This window comes from Mycolicibacterium confluentis (genome assembly GCF_010729895.1).
Classification (GTDB): Bacteria; Actinomycetota; Actinomycetes; order Mycobacteriales; family Mycobacteriaceae; genus Mycobacterium; species Mycobacterium confluentis.
This window is the reverse complement of the sequence record NZ_AP022612.1, coordinates 2,803,385-2,827,281: the sequence shown is the minus strand read 5'-3', so window position 1 is coordinate 2,827,281 and position 23,897 is coordinate 2,803,385. Positions and strand designations below refer to the sequence as shown.

General features: G+C 68.9%; 17 protein-coding genes. 12 read left to right on the top strand and 5 right to left on the bottom strand.

Going from position 1 to position 23,897, the window contains the following annotated elements; genetic code table 11:
- Positions 1–25 precede the first annotated feature (25 nt).
- Together aspS and G6N34_RS13055 are read left to right on the top strand one after the other, a co-directional pair.
- Complete coding sequence (gene aspS / locus G6N34_RS13060) at positions 26–1,801, top strand: aspartate--tRNA ligase (RefSeq protein WP_085157455.1); 1,776 nt, start codon at positions 26–28, stop codon at positions 1,799–1,801.
- Positions 1,798–2,247 carry a nitroreductase family deazaflavin-dependent oxidoreductase gene (locus G6N34_RS13055; RefSeq protein ID WP_085157458.1) on the top strand — a complete coding sequence of 150 codons (450 nt, stop codon included), beginning with the start codon at positions 1,798–1,800 and terminating at the stop codon, positions 2,245–2,247. Before aspS ends, G6N34_RS13055 begins: the two co-directional genes overlap by 4 nt.
- On the opposite strand, the gene G6N34_RS13050 is transcribed toward G6N34_RS13055, so the two are convergent.
- The 3 genes from G6N34_RS13050 to G6N34_RS13040 form a co-directional block, all read right to left on the bottom strand.
- Positions 2,244–4,802, bottom strand: coding sequence for a flavin-containing monooxygenase (locus G6N34_RS13050; RefSeq protein ID WP_085157461.1), 2,559 nt, complete (start codon positions 4,800–4,802; stop codon positions 2,244–2,246). The genes G6N34_RS13055 and G6N34_RS13050 overlap by 4 nt on opposite strands.
- A gap of 93 nt (positions 4,803–4,895) precedes the next feature.
- Positions 4,896–5,825, bottom strand: a complete 930-nt coding sequence (locus tag G6N34_RS13045; RefSeq protein ID WP_234813127.1) for an alpha/beta hydrolase — start codon at positions 5,823–5,825, stop codon at positions 4,896–4,898.
- Positions 5,826–5,898: 73 nt separating this feature from the next.
- The gene (locus tag G6N34_RS13040; protein ID WP_085157478.1) at positions 5,899–7,083 is read right to left on the bottom strand and encodes a thiolase family protein; all 1,185 of its coding nucleotides are present in this window, start codon (positions 7,081–7,083) and stop codon (positions 5,899–5,901) included.
- A gap of 86 nt (positions 7,084–7,169) precedes the next feature.
- On the opposite strand from G6N34_RS13040, the gene G6N34_RS13035 reads away from it, so the two are divergent.
- The 7 genes from G6N34_RS13035 to G6N34_RS13005 all read left to right on the top strand — a co-directional run bounded on the left by G6N34_RS13035 (position 7,170) and on the right by G6N34_RS13005 (position 18,050).
- On the top strand, positions 7,170–7,661 hold the full coding sequence (locus tag G6N34_RS13035) for a winged helix-turn-helix transcriptional regulator (protein ID WP_085157483.1): 492 nt from the start codon (positions 7,170–7,172) through the stop codon (positions 7,659–7,661).
- Positions 7,658–8,998, top strand: coding sequence for a hypothetical protein (locus tag G6N34_RS13030; protein ID WP_085157485.1), 1,341 nt, complete (start codon positions 7,658–7,660; stop codon positions 8,996–8,998). Before G6N34_RS13035 ends, G6N34_RS13030 begins: the two co-directional genes overlap by 4 nt.
- Positions 8,999–9,058: 60 nt before the next feature.
- Complete coding sequence (locus G6N34_RS13025; RefSeq protein ID WP_085157487.1) at positions 9,059–12,370, top strand: transglutaminase family protein; 3,312 nt, start codon at positions 9,059–9,061, stop codon at positions 12,368–12,370.
- A gap of 108 nt (positions 12,371–12,478) precedes the next feature.
- Positions 12,479–15,151, top strand: a complete 2,673-nt coding sequence (locus G6N34_RS13020) for a circularly permuted type 2 ATP-grasp protein (protein ID WP_234813128.1) — start codon at positions 12,479–12,481, stop codon at positions 15,149–15,151.
- Positions 15,148–16,092, top strand: a complete 945-nt coding sequence (locus G6N34_RS13015; RefSeq protein ID WP_085157493.1) for a transglutaminase family protein — start codon at positions 15,148–15,150, stop codon at positions 16,090–16,092. The genes G6N34_RS13020 and G6N34_RS13015 overlap by 4 nt, the downstream gene beginning before the upstream one ends.
- Positions 16,085–17,155 (top strand): zinc-binding metallopeptidase family protein, encoded by a 1,071-nt coding sequence (locus G6N34_RS13010; RefSeq protein ID WP_085157494.1) that lies wholly within the window; start codon positions 16,085–16,087, stop codon positions 17,153–17,155. Before G6N34_RS13015 ends, G6N34_RS13010 begins: the two co-directional genes overlap by 8 nt.
- A 55-nt stretch (positions 17,156–17,210) precedes the next feature.
- A complete protein-coding gene (locus tag G6N34_RS13005) occupies positions 17,211–18,050 on the top strand; it encodes a DUF3097 domain-containing protein (RefSeq protein WP_085157495.1) in 840 nt (279 codons plus the stop codon).
- Position 18,051: 1 nt separating this feature from the next.
- Here the strand turns inward: G6N34_RS13005 and G6N34_RS13000 are convergent, their stop codons facing one another.
- Complete coding sequence (locus G6N34_RS13000; RefSeq protein ID WP_085157496.1) at positions 18,052–18,633, bottom strand: hypothetical protein; 582 nt, start codon at positions 18,631–18,633, stop codon at positions 18,052–18,054.
- A gap of 129 nt (positions 18,634–18,762) precedes the next feature.
- On the opposite strand from G6N34_RS13000, the gene G6N34_RS12995 reads away from it, so the two are divergent.
- Positions 18,763–20,145, top strand: coding sequence for a replication-associated recombination protein A (locus G6N34_RS12995; protein ID WP_085157497.1), 1,383 nt, complete (start codon positions 18,763–18,765; stop codon positions 20,143–20,145).
- A 50-nt stretch (positions 20,146–20,195) separates the two neighbouring features.
- Here G6N34_RS12995 and G6N34_RS12990 read toward each other — a convergent pair whose 3' ends face one another.
- A complete protein-coding gene (locus tag G6N34_RS12990) occupies positions 20,196–20,486 on the bottom strand; it encodes a GlsB/YeaQ/YmgE family stress response membrane protein (RefSeq protein WP_085157499.1) in 291 nt (96 codons plus the stop codon).
- A gap of 214 nt (positions 20,487–20,700) precedes the next feature.
- Between G6N34_RS12990 and G6N34_RS12985 the strand changes: the two genes are divergently transcribed.
- Positions 20,701–21,102, top strand: coding sequence for a secondary thiamine-phosphate synthase enzyme YjbQ (locus G6N34_RS12985; RefSeq protein ID WP_085157500.1), 402 nt, complete (start codon positions 20,701–20,703; stop codon positions 21,100–21,102).
- An 84-nt stretch (positions 21,103–21,186) separates the two neighbouring features.
- Complete coding sequence (alaS, locus tag G6N34_RS12980) at positions 21,187–23,895, top strand: alanine--tRNA ligase (RefSeq protein WP_085157501.1); 2,709 nt, start codon at positions 21,187–21,189, stop codon at positions 23,893–23,895.
- Positions 23,896–23,897 lie beyond the last annotated feature (2 nt).

The window sequence follows — 23,897 nt, the reverse complement described above, 5'->3', positions numbered from 1 at the left end:
CACACCCCGAATCGAGGAGTACTTCGTGCTGCGCACCCGCACCGCCGGATCGTTGCGCGCCACCGACGCCGGACAGACCGTGACCCTGGCTGGCTGGGTGGCGCGTCGTCGGGACCACGGCGGCGTCATCTTCATCGACCTCCGCGACGCCAGCGGCGTCTCGCAGGTGGTGTTCCGTGAGGCTGACGTGCTCGCCCAAGCCCACCGTCTGCGCGCGGAGTTCTGCGTGGCCGTCGAGGGCGTGGTTGAGGTTCGGCCCGAGGGCAATGCCAACACCGAGATCCCCACGGGTGAGATCGAGGTCAATGCGACCTCGCTGACGGTGCTGGGCGAGAGCGCGCCGCTGCCGTTCCAACTCGACGAGACCGCGGGCGAAGAGGCCCGGCTCAAGTACCGCTACCTGGATCTGCGCCGCGAAGGCCCCGGCAACGCAATTCGGCTGCGCTCCAAGGTGAACGCGGCCGCCCGCGCGGTGCTGGCCGAGAACGACTTCATCGAGATCGAGACGCCGACGCTGACCCGCTCGACGCCCGAGGGTGCCCGCGACTTCCTGGTCCCGGCCCGCCTGCAGCCCGGTTCGTTCTATGCGCTGCCGCAGAGCCCGCAGCTGTTCAAGCAGCTTCTGATGGTCGCAGGCATGGAGCGCTACTACCAGATCGCGCGGTGCTACCGCGACGAGGACTTCCGCGCCGACCGCCAGCCCGAGTTCACCCAGCTGGACATGGAGATGAGCTTCGTCGAGGCCGACGACGTCATCGCGATCTCCGAGCAGGTTCTGAAGGCCGTGTGGGCGACCATCGGCTACGACCTCCCCACTCCGCTGCCGCGGATCAGCTACGCCGACGCGATGCGCCGGTTCGGCTCGGACAAGCCCGACCTGCGGTTCGGTCTCGAGCTCGTCGAGTGCACCGAGTACTTCAAGGACACGCCGTTCCGGGTGTTCCAGTCGCCGTATGTGGGTGCGGTCGTCATGCCCGGCGGCGCCTCACAGCCGCGGCGAACGCTCGACGGATGGCAGGAGTTCGCCAAGCAGCGCGGTCACAAGGGGCTCGCGTACGTGCTGGTCGCCGAGGACGGCACGCTGGGTGGACCCGTCGCCAAGAACCTGACCGATGACGAACGCGAAGGCCTCGCGGCCCACGTCGGCGCCAAGCCCGGTGACTGTGTGTTCTTCTCGGCCGGCACGGCCAAGGCCGCACGGGCGCTGCTCGGCGCGACGCGCATCGAGATCGCCAAGCGCCTGGACATGATCGACCCCAACCAGTGGGCGTTCACGTGGGTGGTCGACTGGCCCATGTTCGAATCCGCCGAGGAGGCGACGGCCTCCGGTGACGTCGCCGTCGGAGCCGGCGCCTGGACGGCGATGCACCACGCGTTCACCGCGCCCAAGGCGGAGTCGGAGGACACCTTCGACTCCAACCCGGGCACCGCGCTGTCCGATGCCTACGACATCGTCTGCAACGGCAACGAGATCGGCGGCGGTTCGATCCGTATCCATCGCAGCGACCTCCAGGAACGGGTGTTCGCGATGATGGGCATCGAGCACGACGAGGCCCGGGACAAGTTCGGATTCCTGTTGGACGCCTTCACCTTCGGCGCACCCCCGCACGGCGGCATCGCGTTCGGGTGGGACCGCATCACCGCGCTGCTGGCCGGCGAGGATTCGATTCGCGAGGTCATCGCGTTCCCGAAGACCGGCGGCGGCGTCGATCCACTGACCGATGCGCCCGCGCCCATCACCGCGGCGCAGCGCAAGGAGTCGGGAATAGACGCCAAACCCAAAGAGGCCGAAAAGTCTTGAGCGACTACGACTCGCGCAGGTACGCCGACGACGCGGCGGCGTTGAACAACCTCAACGCCGCCATCGTCGAGGAGTTCCGCAGCAACGGCGGCAAGGTCGGCGGCCCGTTCGAGGGCAGCACCCTGGTGCTGCTGCACACCACCGGGGCCAAGACGGGCAAGCAGCGCATGAGCCCGCTTGCCTACGTGACCATCGACGGCCGCAACTACATCGTGGGCTCGTTCGCGGGCGCCCCGAAGGATCCCGCCTGGGTGCACAACCTGCGGGCCAACCCACGCGCGCGCATCGAGATCGGAACCGACGAATACGACGTGCAGGCCCGTGAACTGCCCCACGACGAGCGCGACGTCGTCTACGCCGCGCTGGCCGAGATGGTGCCGACGTTCGCGGCCTACCAGGCGGCCACCACGCGCGTCATCCCGCTGTTCGAACTGGTCCGGGTCTAGTCCTTCGCAAGCTGGCGGAACGCCGTCGCCAACTCCTCGCGGACGGGGACGCCGCTGAGCACGACGTCGACCATGGTCAGTGAGCAGTGCGTGTGGCCGCGGGCCCGGATGTGCTCAGTCCGCACACCCGCGGCGGCCAGCGCCTCGGCGTAGGCCGTGCCACCGTCGCGCAGGACGTCGAACTCACACGTGACGACCACCGCCGGGGGCAGACCGGTCAGATCGGCCGCCCGCAGCGGTGCGATCCGCGGATCGGTGCGGACCGCTGGGTCCGAGTAATGGTCGAAGAACCACTGCATCAGTGTGGCGTCCAGGTCGTAGCCCGTGCCGTTCTCGGCATACGACGGGCGGTCGGTGTCGGCGTCGGCGACCGGCGCCACCAGCACCTGCACGGCGATCTCCGGACCACCTGCGTCGCGCGCGAGTTGGCACACCACGGCCGCGTTCCCGGCGCCGGCACTCCAGCCCGCCACAGCGATGGGTCCGGGGGTGCCGCCGAGTTCCGCGGCGTTCTCGGCGGCCCAGCGCACCGCGGCGAAGCTGTCCTCGATGGCTGCGGGGAAGCGGTGTTCGGGGCCGTGCCGGTAGTCGACCGAGACCACGACGGCGTCGGTGCGCACGCACAGATCCCGGCACAGGGGGTCGTCGGAGCGGGCGTCACCGAGCACCCAGCCGCCGCCGTGGAAATAGACCAGCACGGGGTGTGGTCCCGCGCTGGCGGGCCGGTACAACCGGTAGTCCAGATCACCTGCGGGCCCGGGGAACGATGCGTCGACGATCTCGCCGACCTCCGGACCCGGTGGGCGCTGCGTGTTGGCCTCGGCGAATCCGGCGCGCGCCCCCGCGGGGGACAGCGATTCCAGAGGCGGAAGGTTCAGGGCGGCCACTTCTTCGAGAACCGCCTGCACGTCAGGCTGAAGTCGTCGCACCACGCCATCCTTGCATACGGTCCCCGCTGGCCCAGATCTCTTGAATCCGAGGAAATCTCGCTGGATCATGTCGTCGCAGGCGTTCCGGTAGGAGTCGACGCCCGCGGCGTACGGCAGGAAGACGCGGGGTTTGCCGGGGACGTTGGCGCCCATGTACCAGGAATCCGCCTGCGGGAACAGGGAGATGTCGGCGCAGTCCTGCACGTGCTGCATCCACCCGGCCTCGGCGCGCGCTGTGGGTTCGATGGTGTCCAGACCGTCGGAGCGAAGCCCGCCGATGAGATCGGCGACCAGGTCCACGTGCTGCTCGATGGACACCATCATGTTCGACAGCACCGACGGACTGCCCGGACCTGTCACCAGGAACAGGTTGGGGAAGCCCGCCGACGTCAGGCCGAGGTACGTCGACGGTCCCGCGGCCCACTTGTCCTTGAGGCTCTGACCGTCGCGGCCCCTGATGTCGATCGCCGCGAGTGCGCCCGTCAGCGCGTCGAACCCGGTGGCGAACACGATGGTGTCGAACTCGAAACTCTCGTCGCGCGTGTCGATTCCCGTCTCGGTGACGGTCTCCAGCGGGTCTCGGCGCAGATCCACCAGGCGCACGTTCGGTCGGTTGAAGGTCGCGTGATAGTCGGTGTCGAGGCAGATCCGTTTGGCGCCGATCGGGTACCGCGTGGGGCAGAGCAGTTCGGCGGTCTCCGGGTCGGTGACCGTCGCGCGGATCTTTCCCCGAAAGAATTCGGCCAGTTGATGATTGGCTTCCGGGTTGCTCAACACGTCGGCGTAGACGTTCATCGTTTCGAGCAGTTCGCCGATCTGCCAGGCCCGCTCGTAGCGCAGCGTACGTTCCTCGGCGGACACGCTCATGGTCGGGGTGATGCTGCGCTCCTGCGGCACACCGCCGCGCGAATACCGTGCGGCTTCGCGGTATTCGGCCTCATCGTCGAGTTGGGCCACGCGCTCGGGTGCCAGTGGACCGTTGTGCGCGGGCAGTGAGAAGCTCGGCGTGCGCTGGAACACCACCAGCTCCCGGGCCTGTTCGGCGATCAGGGGGATGGATTGAATGCCCGACGAACCGGTGCCGACGACGGCGACCCGCCGGCCCGAGAAGTCGACCGGGTGGTGCGGCCAGCGACTGGTGAACAGGGTTTCGCCGCGGAAGCGGTCGACCCCGGCGATGTCGGGGTCTTTCGGTGTGGACAGGCATCCCGTCGCCATCACCAGGTGCCTGCACGCGCAGGCGCCGCGATCGGTGTCGATGTGCCACGACGCGCCCTGATCGTCCCAGACGGCGCGCCGCACCCTGGTGTCGAACGCGATGTCGCGCCGCAGGTCGAACTTGTCGGCGATGTGGTTCAGGTAGCGCAGGATCTCCGGTTGGGTTGCGTACTTCTCCGACCACTGCCAGTCGTTGCGCCAGTCCGGGTCGAAGCTGTACATGTAGTCGACACTCGGGATGTCGACGCGCGCGCCCGGATAGCGGTTCCAGAACCAGGTGCCGCCCAGGTCGTCGGCGGACTCGAGAACCCGCACCGAGAAGCCGTCGCGCCGCAACCGGTGGACCGCATACAGACCGGCGGCCCCGGCGCCGACCACGATGACGTCGGCGGTGGTTGGAACAGTCATCGGCTTCCCCCCAGAACCCAACCCCGGATACGGGTTCAGTATCGACCCGCTCCGGGGGCCGGGGTCAGGGGAATGCCGAGATCAGACCCGCGTTCAGGCCAGAAAGCCGCGGATGGCCGCCGCGAACTGCTCGCGCACGGGCGCACCCGAGGCGATGATGTCGACCATGCTCAGCGAGAGGTGGTTGTGCCCCTCGGCGCGGATGTGCGTGGTGGGCACGCCAGCCGCCGACAGCGCCTCGGCGTAGGCCGTGCCCTCGTCGCGCACAACGTCGAACTCGGCCGTGACGACGACGGCCGGGGCCAGTCCGCGAAAGTCCTTGGCGCGCAGCGGCGCGATGCGCGGATCGGTGTGGTCGGCCGGGTCTGCGTACTGCTCGAAGCACCACTGCATCAGCGTGGTGTCGAGGCCATAGCCCTTGCCGTTCTCGACGTAGGAGGGCCGCGTGGTGTCGCTGTCGGTCACCGGAGTCAGCAGGGCCTGGCCGGCCAACTGCGGACCACCGGCGTCGCGGGCCAACTGGGCCACCACCGCGGCGGTGCCGCCACCGGCGCTCCAGCCGGCCACGATCAGCTGATCGGCACGGCCACCGAGGCCGGCGGCGTTCTCCGCGACCCACTGCAGTCCGGCGAACGCGTCATCGACCACTGCTGGAAAGCGATGTTCGGGAGCATGTCGGTAACCCAGCGACACGACGATGGCGCCGGTGCGGTCACACAGGTCTCGGCACAGCGGATCATCCGAACGGGTCTCGCCCAGCACCCAGCCACCGGCGTGGTAGTAGACGATCACCGCATGCGGACCGGGCGTCGCCGGGCGGTACAGCCGATAGTCCAGTTCACCGGCCGGGCCGGCGAATGTTCCGTCGACGACCTCGCCGACCTCAGGTCCCCGAGGCCGCCCGGTGCCCGCGGCCAGGAAGGCTGCACGAGCCTCCTCCACCGGAAGCGATTCCAGCGGCGGCGCGTCGAGGGCCGCCACCTGATCGAGAAGCATCTGAACGTCGGGTTGAAGTTGGGTCACTTGACCATCTTTGCACCCCGGCGGGCGCGGATTCCGCGCCCGCCGGGTGTCGATGATCACCGGGTGCGATGGCTCACAGGCGCTCGATGATGGTCGCGTTGGCCATGCCGCCGCCCTCGCACATGGTCTGCAGGCCGTAGCGGCCGCCGCGCTGATGCAGGGCGTTGACCAGGGTCGTCATGATCCGCGCGCCGCTGGCGCCCAGCGGGTGTCCGATCGCGATGGCGCCGCCGTTGACGTTGGTGCGGGCCAGGTCGGCGCCGGTCTCCTTCGCCCACGAGAGCACGACGGGCGCGAACGCCTCGTTGACCTCGAACAGGTCGATGTCCGACAGCGCCAGGCCCGAGCGGTGCAGCACCTTCTCGGTCGCCGGGATGACACCGGTGAGCATGTACAGCGGGTCCGACCCCACGACCGTCGTGGTGTGGACGCGCGCCAACGGGGTCAGCCCGAGTCGCCTGGCCGCCGCACCACTGGTGATGAGCACTGCGGCGCTGCCGTCGGACAGCGGCGAGGAGTTGCCCGGCGTGATGGACCAGTTGATCTGTGGGAATCGCGCGCCGACGGCCTCGTTGTAGAACGCGGGTCGTAGGCCGGCCAGGCTCTCCACGGTGCTGCCGGGGCGGATGATCTCGTCGGTGGTCAGACCCGCGATGGGCGCGAGTTCGTTGTCGAACAGGCCCTCCTTGGTCGCGCGGGCGGCCTTCTCGTGGCTGTTCGCGGAGAATTCGTCGAGTTCGGTGCGCGACAGGTTCCACTTGGCTGCGATCAACTCCGCGCTGATGCCCTGGGCGACGAGGCCCTCGGGGTAGCGCGCGGCCATGTCGTTGCCGAAGGGGTTGCTTCCCGGTGTCACCGAGGAGCCCATCGGCACTCGGCTCATCGACTCCACGCCCGCGGCGATGACGATGTCGTAGGCACCCGCCTGCACGCCCTGGGCGGCGAAGCTGATGGCCTGCTGGCTGCTGCCGCACTGCCGGTCGACGGTGGTGCCGGGCACCGACTCGGGGAAGCCCGCGCCCAGCAGGGCGTTGCGGGCGATGTTCACGGCCTGATCGCCCACCTGGGTAACTGCGCCGGCGATCACGTCGTCCACCTCAGCGGGGTCGATGCCCGTCCGCGCGACGAGTTCCCGCAGGCTGTGGGCCAGGAGATCGGCGGGCAGCACACCGTGCAGCGCCCCGCCGGGCTTGCCTTTGCCGACCGGGGTGCGCACCGCACCGACGATGACGGCGTCGCGATCTGAAAATCCGGTCATGTGAACCTCCGCTGACTATTCTGATGTATACCCAGACATACCAGCCTGGGTATAGTTAAAACAACTCAGGAGCGAGGTTGATTCCGGTGGTGACACTCGTGGGCCCACTGAAGGACCGCGACTCGTGGTCGGCCGTCGGCCACTGCCCGATCGAGAAGACCATGGCCGTGGTCGGCACCAAATCGGCCATGCTGATCATGCGAGAGGCCTACTACGGCACCACGCGATTCGACGATTTCGCGCAACGCGTGGGCATCACCAACGCCGCCGCGTCGGCCCGCCTGACCGAACTCGTCGACGCGGGCCTGCTGACCAAACGTCCCTACCGTGAGCCCGGGAAGCGGACCCGGCACGAATACGTGCTGACGCAGGCGGGCACCGATCTGATGCCCGTCGTCTGGGCGATGTTCGAATGGGGGCTTCGGTATCTCGAGGACACCAGACTGCGGCTGACTCACCTGGGCTGTGGGGCCGAGGCGCGGGTTGAAATTCGTTGTGCGGACGATCATGTGGTGCCACCCGACGAACTCGGCATCAAGCTGGGCCGCCGCCGCGGTGACGGTATGGTGCCCGCATGAGCGGTGAGGTGTCCAACACGCTGACCTACATGGATCAGGGTTCCTTCAAGGGTCTGCGCGCGCTCGGGCGTGCCCCGATCATTCAGTTCCTCTGGATCTACGAGAACGGCGCCGACCTCGACGGCCTGCGCCGGTTTCACCGCGAACTGGGACACGGCCTGCTCGGTCGCCGCATCGAACGCTCACCCCTGCCGTTCGGCCAGCCCCGATGGGTCACCTCGCGCGGTCCCGACGACATCGAGATCGCGGTGCGCGACTGCGACCGCGCCGACGTCGCCGCCTGGGCCGACGAACGCATTCGTGTTCCCGTCGACCCGGAGTGGGGGCCCGCATGGCATCTGGGCGTCACACCGCTGAGCACGGGTGGTTCGGCGGTGTCGCTGGTCGTCTCGCATTCGGTCGCCGACGCACTGGGGTTGAGCCTGGCGATCGCCGACGCCGCGGGCGGGGTCCGTCGAGACCTCGGATATCCAGCGCCGAAGTCGCGAACCCGCATGCAGGCCCTCCTGCAGGACGGTGCGCAGTCGCTGCGCTCGATCCCCGAGATCGCCCGCGCCGTCGCGGCCACCGCCAAGGTGGCCCGCGAGCAGGGCGATGAACTTGCGACGTCGGCCAAGTCGGTCGGGGCGGCGAGTCGCGAGGCGTCGAAGGAACCCGTCGTGGTGCCGACCGTCACGGTCCACATCGATGCCGAGAAGTGGGACGCCAAGACCAAAGCGCTTGGTGGAACAAGCAATTCAATGTTCGCCGGGTTCGCGGCAAGGCTCGGGCACAACCTGGGCCGGCTCGACGCCGACGGCCAGGCCATGCTGTCGTTCCCCGTCAGCAACCGGACCGAGAACGACACCCGCGCCAATGCCCTGAACACCATCACCGTCATGGCCGACCCGGAACTCGCGCTCATCGACCTCGCGGCGATCCGCGGCGCGCTCAAGAAGGAGCTCACGGAGCTCACCGCGGCGGGTGACGCGAATCTCGCGCCGCTCCCGCTGACCCCGCTGGTGCCCAAGGTGCTGATGCGCCGGTTGGAGAAGATGATCCTCAAGGTCGGCCAGCCGATCGGCTGCTCAAACCTCGGCGACCTCGACGCTGAGGTCAACCGACCCGACGGCACCGACGCCGACCTCATCTCGTTGCGGATGCTCGAACCGCAGGTCACGCCCAAGATCCTGGAGGGCCTCGGCGGCCACCTGTACCTGGCGTCGGGACGCGCCGGCGGAAAGGTCTTCGTCACCGTCGCGGCCTGGACGGTCGGCGCCCAGAACTCCCGCTCGGCGGTGCGTGCCGTCGTCGAGCGGACCCTGGACGATTTCGGGCTGTCCGGCGTCGTCGACTGACCCGCGCGGGCCCGCCTCGTGCGATGCGGGCCTTCCGAGCTTGTGATGGGATCAGTTGTCATGGGCATAAAAGTGGCGCTGGAACATCGCACCAGCTACACGTTCGATCGTCTGGTTGAGGTGCATCCGCACGTCGTGCGACTGCGCCCCGCACCGCATTCGCGTACGCCGATCGAGGCCTACTCGCTGGACATCGAACCCGCCGACCACTTCATCAACTGGCAGCAGGACGCGTTCGGCAACTTCCTGGCCCGCCTCGTGTTCCCGAACCGCACCCGGCAGCTGACCATCACCGTCGGCTTGATCGCCGACCTCAAGGTGATCAACCCGTTCGACTTCTTCATCGAGGAGTTCGCCGAGACCTTCCCGTTCGTCTACCCCAAGGCGATGGCTGAGGACCTCAAGCCGTATCTGCGCCCCGTGGACGAGGGGGAGGAGGGCACGGGCCCGGGGGATCTGGTCAGCGCCTGGGTCCGGGATTTCATCGTGCCGCCGGCCACCAGGACCATCGATTTCCTGGTGGCGCTCAACCACGCTGTGAACGCCGACGTGGGCTACAGCGTCCGGATGGAACCCGGTGTGCAGACGCCGGATCACACGTTGCGGACCGCGGTGGGCTCCTGCCGCGACTCGGCCTGGCTGCTGGTGTCCATCCTGCGTCAGCTGGGTCTCGCGGCCCGGTTCGTCTCCGGCTATCTGGTCCAGCTGTCGTCGGATGTCGAAGCCCTCGACGGGCCGTCCGGCCCGGCAGCCGATTTCACCGATCTGCACGCCTGGACCGAGGTCTACGTGCCGGGCGCGGGCTGGATCGGCCTGGACCCCACGTCGGGCCTGTTCGCGGGGGAGGGTCACATCCCGCTGTCGGCGACACCGCACCCGTCGTCGGCGGCGCCCATCACAGGCTCCACCGGCGTCGCCGAGACCACACTGGACTTCTCCAACACCGTCACGCGGATCCACGAGGACCCGCGGGTCACGTTGCCCTACACGGACTCCGCGTGGGCGGCCATCGTCGACCTGGGCGCACGTGTCGACAAGCGGCTCAATGAGGGCGACGTCCGGTTGACGGTCGGCGGTGAGCCCACATTCGTGTCGATCGACAACCAGGTCGACCCCGAGTGGACCACCGAGGCCGACGGGCCACACAAGCGGGAACGAGCCTCGGTTCTGGCCGCCCGCCTCAAGCAGGTGTGGGCGCCCTTCGGCCTGGTGCAGCGCAACCAGGGCAAGTGGTATCCGGGAGAACCGCTGCCGCGCTGGCAGATCGGGCTGTACTGGCGCTCTGACGGCGAACCCGTGTGGCACGACGAAACGCTTCTGGCCGACCCGTGGACGCAGGGTCCGCAACTCGACTCGGTGGCCGACGGCAGCGACCGTGATCTGCTGACCGCGATCGCCGACGGGCTCGGACTCCCGCGCACCCAGGTGCGGCCCGCCTTCGAGGACCCACTGAGTCGACTGGCCGCCTCGGTGCGCTTGCCGGCCGGTGCCGCGGTCTCCGAGGACGACGATCTGGCGGACGACAGCAGGGCGGCCCGCGCGGCCCTGCTGGCCCGGTTGGACAGCGCCGTCACCGAACCCGCGGCCCATGTCCTGCCGCTGCACCGCGCCGAGGACGACGCCGGCTGGGCCAGTGCGGACTGGAGACTGCGCCGCGGCCGCATCGTGCTGCTCGAGGGCGACTCGCCCGCAGGCCTGCGACTGCCGCTGAACGCCATCAGTTGGGAGCCGCCCCGCACCACGTTCACCGCCGATCCGTTGGCCGAACGCGGCGACTCCGACGCCGACGAGGCTGAGACCGCTGAAGTCGAGGATGCGCCGGATGCGCCGATCACGGCCCTGGTCGCCGAGATTCGCGACGGGCTGCTCTACGTGTTCCTGCCGCCGACCGACGAACTGGACCACTTCTTCGATCTGGTGGGACGGCTCGAGAGCGCCGCCGCGGCGCTGCGCTGCCCACTGGTGATCGAGGGATACGGCCCGCCGCCGGACGCGCGACTGCAGATCATGTCGATCACCCCGGATCCCGGCGTGATCGAGGTCAACGTCGCGCCCACCGCAAGCTTCGCCGAACAGCGCGCGCAGTTGGAGACGCTGTACGAGCAGGCCCGCCTGTCCCGGTTGTCCACCGAGTCCTTCGAGGTCGACGGAACCCACGGCGGCACCGGCGGCGGAAACCACATCACGCTCGGCGGGACCACGCCGGCGGACTCTCCGATGCTGCGCAGGCCGGACGTGCTGGTGTCGCTGCTGACCTATTGGCAGCGGCACCCCGCACTGTCCTATCTGTTCGCGGGCCGGTTCGTCGGCACCACGTCGCAGGCACCGCGCGTGGATGAGGGCCGTGCCGAAGCCCTCTACGAACTCGAGATCGCGTTCGCCGAGATCGCCAGGCTGACCGCGTCCGGAGCTCCCCAGCCGTGGATCACCGACCGTGCGCTGCGCCATCTTCTGACCGATATCACCGGCAACACCCACCGAGCCGAGTTCTGCATCGACAAGCTCTACAGCCCCGACAGCGCCCGCGGCCGGCTGGGCCTGCTGGAACTGCGCGGCTTCGAGATGCCGCCGCACCCGCAGATGGCGATGGTGCAGTCGCTGCTGGTCCGCTCGCTGGTGTCGTGGTTCTGGGACCAGCCCCTGCGGGCACCCCTGATCCGGCACGGTGCGAACCTGCACGGCCGATACCTGTTGCCGCACTACCTGATCCACGATATCGCCGACGTGGCCGCCGATCTGCGCGCGCACGGCATCGACTTCGAGACCAGCTGGCTGGACCCGTTCACCGAGTTCCGCTTCCCGCGCATCGGCACCGCGGTCTTCGACGGTGTCGAGATCGAACTCCGAGGTGCGATCGAACCGTGGAACACCCTCGGCGAGGAGTCCACCGGCACCGGCACCGCGCGCTACGTCGACTCCTCGATCGAACGCCTCCAGGTCCGGTTGATCGGTGCCGACCGGCAGCGCCACGTCGTCACCTGCAACGGTCACCCGATTCCGCTGCTGGCCACCGACAACCCCGACGTCCAGGTCGGGGGAGTCCGCTACCGGGCCTGGCAGCCGCCGAGCGCCCTGCACCCGACCATCACGGTCGACGGGCCTCTGCGTTTCGAACTCGTCGACACCGCGGCGGGCATGTCCCGGGGCGGATGCACCTACCACGTCGCACACCCGGGGGGTCGGTCGTATGACACCCCGCCCGTCAACGCCGTCGAGGCCGAATCCCGCCGCGGGCGACGTTTCGAGGCCACCGGGTTCACCCCCGGGAGGGTCGACCTCGGCGACCTCCGCGAGAAGCAGGCGCGCCAGTCGACCGACGTGGGCGCGCCGGGAATCCTCGATCTGCGCCGGGTGCGTACCGTGCTGCAATGACCTGCCGAGCCGCAGCGCTGCCGAATCGATCTCCGGCGGCGCGGATCTTCGGCGGCATCCCTGTCCTTGTACGATTCTGGACATTTGCCAGAGGACAGGAGGTCGAGGTTGTCCGTCCCGCTGCCCGCCCCTGATCCCGAGGTGTATGCGGAGGTTCCCGCAGACCCCGACGGGTTGCTGGCCGGATACCGGGCCGGGAGGAACCAGGAGACGCTGTTCGGCCCGACCGGGGATGCCGGGGACCGGTACGACGAGTTCGTCGACGAGACGGGCGATGTGCGGGAAGTCTGGCGCGACCTGGCCGAGGCTGTGGCCCGCCGCGGCCGGACCGGATTGGACCGGCTGCGCGGCGACGTGCTCACACTCATCGACCATGACGGGATCTCCTACACGCCGGTCGAGGCTGCGCCCGATGCCGGCGGCGTCGACACCACCGATCCGAGGCCGTGGCGCCTCGACCCCATCCCGTTCCTCATCTCGTCGGCGGACTGGGACACCCTCGAGGCCGGCCTGGTGCAGCGGTCCAGGCTGCTCGACGCCGTGCTGTCGGATTTCTACGGTCCGCGCCGCGCTCTGACGTCCGGGGCCTTCCCTGCTCAACTGCTGTTTGCTCACCCCGGCTACCTGCGTGCCGCGCGCGGCATCGAGGTGCCAGGGCGCCACCAACTGTTCATGCACGGCTGCGACGTCAGCAGGCCCGACGGCGACGGGTTCGTGGTCAACGCCGACTGGACCCAGGCACCCTCGGGTGCCGGCTACGCGCTGGCCGATCGCCGGGTCATCGCGCATGCGTTCTCCGAACTGTACGAACAGGTCGCACCGCGGGCGACCTCGCCGTTCGCCCAGGCGTTGCGGCTCTCGCTGATCGAGGCGGCGCCCGAGAAGGCCGAGGATCCCGTGGTGGTGGTGCTCAGCCCGGGCATCCTCTCCGAGACCGCGTTCGACCAGGCCTACCTCGCCTCGTTGCTGGGCTTCCCGCTCGTCGAGAGTGCCGATCTCGTTGTCCGTGACGGGAAGCTGTGGATGCGTTCGCTGGGCACCCTCAAGCGCGTCGACGTCGTGCTCCGGCGCGTCGACGCGGCCTGGTCCGATCCGTTGGACCTGAGAGCCGACTCGCGACTGGGGGTCGTCGGCCTGGTCGAGGCGGCGCGCCGCGGAGCCGTGACCGTCGTCAACACCATCGGCAGCGGAATCCTGGAGAGCCCGGCGCTGCTGCGATTCCTGCCGGAGTTGGCACAGGAACTGCTCGGCGAGACGACGCTGCTGCCGACCGTCCAAACCTATTGGGGCGGAATCGATGTCGAGCGATCCCATCTGCTCGCCAACCTGGGCTCGCTGCTCATCCGGTCCACCGTCGGCGGACCCGACATCATCGGTCCGAACCTGTCGTCGGTCCGGCGTGAATCGCTGGCTGGGTGCATCACCTCCGAACCCTGGAAGTGGATCGGGCAGGAGTTCGCGCAGTTCTCCTCCGCGCCGACCGCACACCAGCGGGGTGGCCTGTCCTCGGCCGGTGTGGGCCTGCGCCTGTTCAGCGTGTCGCAGCGTGGTGGCTATGCGCCGATGATCGGGGGGCTGGGCTATGTCGTGGCGCCCGGTCCCGGCTCGCACACGCCGAACACCGTTGCGGCCAAGGACATCTGGATCCTGCCGACCACCGCGGCAGGGGTTCAGGCTGAGGCCCCGGCGCCGGCCGCCGACCTCGCGCCCGTTCGGCCCGTCAGCGCGGCGGGCATCCGCGCGGTCAGTTCGCCGCGTGTGCTCTCCGATCTGTTCTGGACGGGTCGCTACGCCGAGCGGGCCGAGCATATGGCAAGACTGCTCACGGTCACCCGCGAGCGGTATCACGAGTACCGGCACCGGCAGTACAGCGACGCCAGTGAGTGCGTGCCCGCGCTGCTGACGGCCCTGGGGCAGCTCACCGGCACCGACACTGGATCCGGCGGCGACCGCGCCGAGATGATCGCAACCACGCCGACGACGCTGTGGTCGCTGACCACCGACCGGGCCAGGCCGGGATCGCTGGCGCAGTCCATCGAGCGTCTCGGCCGGGTCGCGCGCGGTGTGCGCGACCAGATGTCGAACGACACCTGGATGGTCCTGGCCGCCGTCGACCGGGCGGTGCTGCCGCTGGCGTCGACCACGCCGAACTCACAGGTGATCGCCGACACCCAGATGGCCGCGGCCCACTCCGGGACCCTGGCCGGGATGCTCGCGCTGGCCGGCGTCGCCGCGGAGTCGATGGTCCAGGACGTGGGCTGGACGATGATGGACATCGGCAGGCGCATCGAACGCGGCCTCGGGCTCTCGGCGCTGCTGCGGGCGACCATGACCACGGCCCGCAGCCCCGAATCCGATCAGGCGATCACCGAGTCCACGCTCGTGGTCTGCGAATCGGCGATGATCTACCGGCGCCGCAATCTCGGCAAGGTCAGTGTGGCCGCAGTGGCTGAACTCGTGTTGTTCGACGCCGAGAACCCGCGGTCGCTGGTGTACCAGCTGGAGCGGTTGCGGGCGAATCTGCGTGCGCTGCCCGGCGCCTCCGGTTCCTCGCGTGCCGAGCGCCTGGTCGACGAGATCAGCACGCGCCTGCGCCGCATCGACCCCGAGGATCTGGAGGCCACCGACAGCGACGGAACCCGCGCCGAACTGCGTGGCCTGCTCGACGGTGTGAACGAGGGCCTGCGCGAACTGTCGACGGTCATCACCGCGACGCAGCTGTCACTGCCCGGCGACATCCAGCCCCTGTGGGGACCCGATCAGAGGCGGCTGCTGCCATGACCAGCTATCCCGACGGACCCGTCCCGGCCCCGGCCAGCGAGCGGCCCAGCCGCTGCTATCGCATCACCCACGAAACCCGCTACCGCTACTCGGACGTCGTGACCAGCTCCTACGGGCGGGGTTTCCTCACCCCGCGCGACGTCGCGCGACAGCGCTGCCTGACCCACGAACTGGACATCGACCCAGCGCCCGCCGACCGCTCCACGAGCCGCGATGCGTACGGCAACATCAGCAGCTACTTCCACGTCACCCAGCGGCACCGGCAGCTGACCGTCACCGGCACCTCGGTGGTCGAGGTCGACCCGCCGCCCGCCGAGCACTACGGCGCAGGTTCGGCGGTGGCGCCGTGGGAGATCGCCCGGCCCGTGGGCCTCGACAGCGCGCTGGCCACCGAGTTCACCCTCGACCTGCAACCGCCCGAGATCACCGACGCCGTCCGGGAGTACGCCGCCCCGAGTTTCCTCCCCGGCCGCCCGCTGATCGAGGTTCTCACCGACCTCAACGCCCGTATTTTCGACGACTTCACCTACCGGTCCGGTTCGACGACCGTCTCCACCCAGGTGGCCGAGGTTTTGGCTGCGCGCGAGGGGGTATGTCAGGACTTCGCGAGGCTCGCGATCGCCTGCCTGCGCGCGAATGGGTTGGCCGCCTGCTACATCTCGGGGTACCTGGCCACCGACCCTCCACCGGGAAAGGAGCGCATGGTGGGCATCGATGCCACCCATGCCTGGGCGGCGGTGTGGACACCGCAGGGCCAATGGCTGGGGCTGGATCCGACGAACGACCAGATGGTCGACGAACGCTACGTCGTCGTGGGATGGGGTCGTGACTACGCCGACGTCCCACCCCTGCGGGGCATCATCTACACCGACTCCGAGAAAAGCACGATCGAGGTGTCGGTGGACGTGGCGCCATTCGATGGAGGGGTGCTGCATGCGTGATTTCTTGTGCCCCAACTGCGGTCAGCATCTGACGTTCGAGAACTCCCTGTGCCTGTCCTGCGGCAGCGCCGTCGGCTTCTCCCTGAGTGACGGTGCGATGCTGGTCATCGCGTCGGGGCAGGACAGCGAACACGGTGGCGCGGTGGACTCCTCGCAGTACCGGCTGTGCGCCAACCTGCATCTGGCGGAGTGCAATTGGCTGGTCAAACGCGACCCCGCCGGCACCGTGCAGGGTGAGCTGTGCGCCTCATGCCGGCTCACCCAGACCCGGCCCCATGACACCGACACCAAGGCCCTGGCGGCATTCGCGGCCGCCGAGCGCGCCAAGCGCAGACTGATCGCCGAACTGGCGGAGCTGAAGCTGCCCATCGTGGGCCGCGACGCCGACCCGCAGTTCGGGCTTGCCTTCGATCTGCTCTCCAGTGAGAACGAGAAGGTGTTCACGGGCCACGAGAACGGGGTCATCACATTGGATCTCGCCGAGGGTGACGATGTGCACCGCGAGCAGTTGCGGATCTCGATGGAGGAGCCGTATCGCACCCTGCTGGGCCACTTCCGCCACGAGATCGGGCATTACTACTTCTACCGGTTGATCGGCAGCTCGGTCGAATACTCGGCCCGGTTCCGCGAACTGTTCGGGGACCCCGATGCCGACTATCAGGAGGCGCTGGACCGGCACTACACCAACGGTGCACCAGCCGGCTGGAAGCAGGAGTTCGTCTCCTCCTATGCCACCATGCACCCGGCCGAGGACTGGGCCGAGACGTTCGCGCACTACCTTCACATCCGCGACACCCTGGACACCTCCGCCGCCTTCGGCTTCGCCCCGGCGGGTGCGACGTTCGACCGAAGGGTGCTCGGCCCCAGCGGTTTCGACCGCATCATCGAGATGTGGCTGCCGCTGGCGTGGGGCCTGAACATGGTCAACCGGTCGATGGGCCATGACGACCTCTACCCGTTCGTGCTGCCCGCTCCGGTGCTGGAGAAAATGCGGTTCATCCACACCGTGATCGACGAAGTCACCTCCGATCCGGCGAGACTGGCGGTCGCCGCCGGGGGTTGAGAGTCGGGCGTGGCGAAACCCGGCGTCGAGGTCCGGGCTGCCTAGGATCGCTCGGGTGAGCGACCGTTACGGCAACGACATCCTGTCCCGCAATCCGCATCAGCGCAGCCGGCCGAAGTCCGTCGAACGCGCCGCGGAGATCGGTCTCGTCGTCGAGGATGCGACCAGCGGATTCGTCGGCGCGATCGTGCGGATCGAGTACGGCCGGATGGACCTCGAGGACCGGCACGGCCGGGTCCGGGGCTTTCCCGTCGGCCCGGGCTACCTGATCGACGGTGCGCCGGTGATCCTCACCCCGCCGAAGGCCGCGGCGCCGAAGGCCCCCGCGCGCACCGCATCCGGATCGGTCGCGGTCACCGGAGCGCGGGCTCGGGTCGCGCTGCGCAGCCGCATCTACGTCGAGGGCCGGCACGACGCCGAACTCGTCGAGCAGGTGTGGGGCGACGACCTGCGCATCGAAGGTGTGGTGGTCGAATACCTCGGCGGCGTCGACGATCTACCCGCGATTGTGGCCGATTTCGCTCCGGGTCCGGGCCGCCGGCTCGGCTGCCTCGTCGACCACCTGGTGCCGGGGTCGAAGGAGGAGCGGATCGCGCGTGAGGTCGAACGCGGACCCGGCGGTGCGCACACCCTGGTCGTCGGCCACCCGTACGTCGACATCTGGCAGTCGGTCAAACCCGACCGGCTGGGCCTGGCGGCCTGGCCGAAGATCCCGCGCAGCGTCGAATGGAAGCACGGCATCTGCGACGCCCTGGGCTGGCCGCACGCCGATCAGGCCGACATCGCGCGGGCCTGGCAGCGCATCCGCTCCACGGTCCGGGACTGGAACGACCTCGAACCGGCGCTGATCGGCCGCGTCGAGGAACTCATCGACTTCGTCACGGCCCCCGAGTGACTCAGGAGCAGATGCTGGGCCGTCCCGCCAGGTAATCGCACATCGGCGGGAACCTGTTGTCCACCGGCGGGTCCAGCGGGCCGGCGAAGGCCAGTGTGAAAGGAGTCTTCGTCATGCCCGGCTGGCGGCCGCACACCGCGTCCCAGATGGTGGTCCGGGTGCCCGTGAGCGTGGCCTGGTCGAACGCGAAGTTGTCGGTGACTGGCGCGTTGCTGCCGTCGGGGCACACGAGCCTGGCCGCGGTGTTCGTGAATGTCCACTGTCCGCCGGTCAGCCGGCTGCGGCCGGCCATGTTGAGCAGCGCCTCGTCGGGCGTGAAGTTGTCCTCGGTCTTGGACGACACCAGCAGTGTGCAGCCCAGCGTCTGAATCGTGGTGTCGGTGTAGTCCTCCTGGGCCCGCGTGCCGCTGGCCTGGACGCACAGCGCCTGCATGGTCCAGTACGCGGCCGGCTTGCCGGGCTCGGAGTACACGTAGTAGCCGTCGGCGGGCGGGACGAGGTCGGCCGCGGCGGTCGGGGCAGGTCCGAGGGTGGCGGCGACGGCGAGCAGGCAGATCGCGCCGATCCGGTGCAGCAGCGTCATAACATTCCTTTCGCCCACCCGCGTGGTGAGACCTCCCAGGTTTATCACCTCGGGGTGATCGCAGTCACCCCTGTCGCCTCAGTGGTGCGGCATCTCGTGCATGTCGCGGGCGCGTGGTAAGCACACAACGTGAGCGACGGCCTGTTCGACGTGCCCGGCGCCGACCCCTCGGAGTCGGCCGACGGCGGTTCGGCGCTGTCCGCCGTCGGTCCGTCCACGCCGCTGGCGGTTCGCATGCGGCCGGCCAGCCTCGACGAGGTCGTCGGGCAGGACCACCTGCTGCGGCACGGCTCGCCGCTGCGCCGCCTGGTCGACGGCTCCGGCGCAGCCTCGGTGATCCTGTACGGGCCGCCCGGCACCGGCAAGACCACTCTGGCGTCACTGATCTCGCATGCCACCGGACGGCGGTTCGAGGCGTTGTCGGCGCTGTCGGCCGGGGTGAAGGAGGTGCGCGCGGTCATCGATGTGGCCCGCCGCGCGGCGGCCTACGGCGAACAGACCGTGCTGTTCATCGATGAGGTGCACCGCTTCTCCAAGACCCAGCAGGACGCGCTGCTCGCCGCGGTCGAGAACCGGATCGTGCTGCTGGTCGCCGCCACCACGGAGAACCCGTCGTTCTCGGTGGTGGCGCCCCTGCTGTCCCGATCGCTGATCCTGCAGTTGCGGCCACTGGACCCCGCGGGCATCGCCACCGTGGTGCGGCGCGCCATCCACGACGACCGCGGCCTCGGCGGCCGGATCGAGGTCGACGACACCGCCGTCGACCTCGTGGTCCAGTTGGCCGCGGGGGATGCGCGGCGCGCACTCACCGCACTCGAGGTGGCCGCCGAGACGGCCGCGGCAGCGGGGGAGCCGGTGACCGTCGAGACCGTCGAACAGTCGCTGGACCAGGCCGCGGTGCGCTACGACCGCGACGGCGATCAGCACTATGACGTCATCAGTGCCTTCATCAAGAGCGTGCGCGGGTCCGATGTCGACGCCGCGCTGCACTACCTGGCGCGGATGTTGACCGCAGGTGAGGATCCGCGGTTCATCGCGCGCCGATTGATGATCCTGGCCAGTGAGGACATCGGTATGGCGGACCCCTCCGCGCTGCCGATCGCGGTGGCCGCGGCGCAGACGGTCCAGCTGATCGGGCTGCCCGAGGCGCAGCTGACCCTCGCGCACGCGACCGTGCACCTGGCGACGGCGCCCAAGTCCAACGCCGTCACCACGGCCCTGGGTGCGGCGATGGCCGACATCAGGGCGGGGAAGGCCGGCATGGTGCCTGCGCACCTGCGCGACGGCCACTACGCCGGTGCGGCGGCGCTGGGCCATGCGCAGGGCTACAAGTACGCCCACGATCATCCCGACGGTGTTGTGGCGCAGCAGTATCCGCCGGACGACCTGGTGGGTACCGACTACTACCGCCCCACGTCGCGCGGGGCCGAGCGCGAGATCTCCACGCGGGTGGAGAAACTGCGGGCCATCATCCGCCGGGCCGGGGGTCGGCAACGCCCCACACAGCAGTGATCCCGGCTGACCCGGTGGAGGGGAGTCAGCCGGGACCAGGTCCGGGTGGTCTAGCGCCGCAGGAGGCCTGAGCGACGGCGTCGACCCATCAGGGCCGTGACCAGGGCCACGCCGGCGATCGCCACGACCACCTGGACGAGCAGTTCCAGCCAGTCGACCCCGTTGGTCGCGGTCGGGATGCCCATGGCCCGGGCCAGGGCAGTGCCGAGTAACGCTGAGATGATGCCCACGATCACGGTCAGAAGGACGCCGATGGACTGCTTGCCGGGCAGCACAAGGCGCGCCAGCACCCCGACGAGCGCGCCGATGAGGATCGCACTGATGATTCCGGTGATGGTCATGTCTGCCTCGCTGGTTGGGAGCCGATGAACTGGTTTCGGTGAGATACCCCACTGCCCAGAGCGATAAACGCGGGCGTGAATTACTCCGCCCGACGTCAGCGGTGGCGCCCAGATTGCCGTGAGGGTCGTCACCGGCAATGGACGACGACCCTCACTGCACTTTCGCGCCGGGAGGTGGGAGACCACCACGTCTGGACCTGCCTACCCTGGACAGATGGACAGCAAGGTGCTCGAAGTCGACACATCGCGGCGTCGGATCGCTGACCTCACCGACGAGGTGCAGGCGTTCTGCGCGCCCCGCGGCGCGGGCCTGTGCAACGTGTTCGTCCCGCACGCCACCGCGGGCGTCGCGATCATCGAGACGGGTGCGGGCTCAGACCACGACCTTGTCGACACACTCGAGCGCCTGCTGCCCCGGGACGGCCGCTACCGGCATGAACACGGTTCACCCGGGCACGGCGCCGACCATGTGCTGCCCGGGATCGTGTCCCCGTCGGTCACCATTCCCGTGCTGGACGGCAGGCCGCTGCTGGGCACCTGGCAGAGTGTCGTGCTGGTCGACCTGAACAGGGACAATCCGCAGCGGTCGGTGCGGTTGAGCTTCGTGGAGGGCTGACTCATGGGACCGGTAATGTAGGTCGGTCAACGCAGGTGAGCGCTTCAGCGGCGGTCGCCGATTCGGCAAGAGGAAAGTGACGACGTGCAGACACACGAGATCCGGAAGCGGTTCCTCGATCACTTCGTGAACGCGGGCCATACCGAGGTGCCGAGCGCCTCGGTGATTCTCGACGATCCGAACCTGCTGTTCGTCAACGCCGGCATGGTGCAGTTCGTCCCGTTCTTCCTCGGCCAGCGCACCCCGCCGTACGCCACGGCCACCAGCGTGCAGAAGTGCATCCGCACCCCGGACATCGACGAGGTCGGGATCACCACTCGGCACAACACGTTCTTCCAGATGGCCGGAAACTTCAGCTTCGGCGACTACTTCAAAAGGCGCGCGATCGAGCTGGCCTGGACGCTGCTGACCAATCCGGTGTCCGAGGGCGGTTACGGCTTCGACCCGGAAAGGCTCTGGGCCACCGTCTTTTACGACGACGACGAGGCCGTCGGACTGTGGCAGGAGGTGGCCGGCCTGCCGTCTGAGCGCATTCAGCGCCGTGGAATGGCCGACAACTACTGGTCGATGGGCATCCCGGGGCCGTGCGGCCCGTGTTCGGAGATCTACTACGACCGGGGCCCGGAGTACGGCATCGAGGGCGGGCCTGAGGCCAACGAGGATCGCTACATCGAGATCTGGAACCTCGTGTTCATGCAGAACGAGCGCGGCGAGGGCACCTCGAAAGACGACTTCGAGATCCTGGGTCCGCTGCCGCGCAAGAACATCGACACCGGTATGGGCGTCGAGCGCATCGCGTGCCTTCTGCAGAACGTCGACAACGTCTACGAGACCGACCTGGTGCGCCCGGTGATCGACACGGTCGCCGCGGTCGCACCGCGCGGGTACGGCCAGGGAAGCCATACCGACGATGTGCGGTACCGGATCATCGCCGACCACAGCCGGACCGCGGCCATCATCATCGGTGACGGCGTCACACCGGGTAACGAGGGCCGCGGCTACGTGCTGCGCCGACTGCTGCGCCGGATCATCCGGGCCGCCAAGCTCCTGGGTGTCGACCAGCCGATCATGAGCGAACTGATGACCACGGTCCGCGACGCGATGGGCCCGTCGTACCCCGAACTGGTCACGGACTTCGACCGCATCCACCGGATCGCGGTGGCCGAGGAGACCGCGTTCAACCGCACGCTGGTCGCGGGTTCGCGCCTCTTCGACGAGGCCGCGCAGAGCACGAAGACGGCGGGTAAGTCGGTGCTGTCGGGCACCGACGCCTTCACGCTGCACGACACCTACGGGTTCCCCATCGACCTGACCCTGGAGATGGCCGCCGAGGCCGGACTCTCGGTGGACGAACTGGGCTTCCGCGAGCTGATGGCCGAGCAGCGCCGTCGCGCCAAGGCCGACGCCGCGGCCCGCAAGCATGCCCACGCCGATCTCAGCGCGTACCGCGAACTCGTCGACTCCGGTCCCACCGAGTTCACCGGATTCAATGAATTGAGTTCCGAGGCAAAGATTCTCGGCATCTTCGTGGACGGTAAGCGGGTGCCGGTGGTGAGCCACCACGCGCGGTCAGGCAACGAAGCGCCCGCCTTGGACCGGGTCGAGATCGTGTTGGACCGCACCCCGCTGTACGCCGAGTCGGGCGGTCAGATCGCCGACATCGGCACCATCTCGGGCACCGGGACCGGCGGCGGCGCCAAGGCTGCGGTCACCGACGTGCAGAAGATCGCCAAGACGCTGTTCGTGCACCGGGTCAACGTCGAGTCCGGAGAGTTCGTCGAGGGTGACACCGTCACCGCGGCCGTCGACGCCAAGTGGCGCCACGGCGCGACGCAGGGCCATTCGGGCACCCACATGGTGCACGCCGCCCTGCGGCAGGTGTTGGGGCCCAACGCCGTCCAGGCCGGTTCGCTGAACCGCCCGGGCTACCTGCGCTTCGACTTCAACTGGCAGGGTGCGCTCTCCGAGCAGCAGCGCAGTGACATCGAACTCATCACCAACGAGGCGGTCGAGGCCGACTACGCGGTGAACACCTTCCACACCCAACTCGAGAAGGCCAAGTCGATGGGCGCCATGGCGCTGTTCGGTGAGGCCTACCCGGAGGAGGTGCGGGTCGTCGAGATCGGCGGGCCGTTCTCGCTGGAACTGTGCGGCGGCACCCACGTGCACAACTCGGCGCAGATCGGGCCCGTGACACTGCTCGGCGAATCGTCGGTCGGATCGGGCGTGCGCCGTGTCGAGGCCTACGTCGGCCTGGACTCGTTCAAGCACCTGGCCAAGGAGCGCGCGCTGCTGGCCGGACTGGCGTCCTCGCTCAAGGTGCCCTCGGAGGAGGTGCCCGGCCGCGTCGCGACCCTGGTGGAGCGGCTCAAGGTCGCCGAGCGTGAAGTCGAGAAGATGCGGTTGGCGACGGCGCGCGCAGCGGCCGCGAATGCCGCCGCGGGCGCCGAGACGGTCGGGAGGGTCCGACTCGTGGCGCAGCGCATGTCGGCCGGGATGACGGCGAACGATCTGCGCTCGCTGGTCGGTGATATCCGCGCCGGCCTGGGCTCAGAACCCGCCGTCATCGCGCTGATCGCCGAGGGCGACAACGGATCTGTTCCCTACGTGGTGGGCACCAACACGCAGGCCCAGGATCTGGGTCTGCGCGCCAACGATCTGGTGAAGGCCCTCGCGTCGGCCGTCGACGGTCGCGGCGGCGGAAAAGCGGACCTGGCGCAGGGTTCCGGGAAGAACCCCGGTGGCATCGAGACGGCGCTGGCGGCGCTTCGAGCCGAGGTCGCGCGGAGCTGACC

Coding starts and splice junctions, on each gene's coding strand:
- G6N34_RS13050 (WP_085157461.1), bottom strand. CDS start 4,802: ATGACTGTTCCAACCACCGCCGACGTCATCGTGGTCGGCGCCGGGGCC.
- G6N34_RS13040 (WP_085157478.1), bottom strand. CDS start 7,083: ATGACCGGATTTTCAGATCGCGACGCCGTCATCGTCGGTGCGGTGCGC.
- G6N34_RS13030 (WP_085157485.1), top strand. CDS start 7,658: ATGAGCGGTGAGGTGTCCAACACGCTGACCTACATGGATCAGGGTTCC.
- G6N34_RS13025 (WP_085157487.1), top strand. CDS start 9,059: ATGGGCATAAAAGTGGCGCTGGAACATCGCACCAGCTACACGTTCGAT.
- G6N34_RS13015 (WP_085157493.1), top strand. CDS start 15,148: ATGACCAGCTATCCCGACGGACCCGTCCCGGCCCCGGCCAGCGAGCGG.
- G6N34_RS13010 (WP_085157494.1), top strand. CDS start 16,085: ATGCGTGATTTCTTGTGCCCCAACTGCGGTCAGCATCTGACGTTCGAG.
- G6N34_RS13000 (WP_085157496.1), bottom strand. CDS start 18,633: ATGACGCTGCTGCACCGGATCGGCGCGATCTGCCTGCTCGCCGTCGCC.
- G6N34_RS12990 (WP_085157499.1), bottom strand. CDS start 20,486: ATGACCATCACCGGAATCATCAGTGCGATCCTCATCGGCGCGCTCGTC.
- G6N34_RS12985 (WP_085157500.1), top strand. CDS start 20,701: ATGGACAGCAAGGTGCTCGAAGTCGACACATCGCGGCGTCGGATCGCT.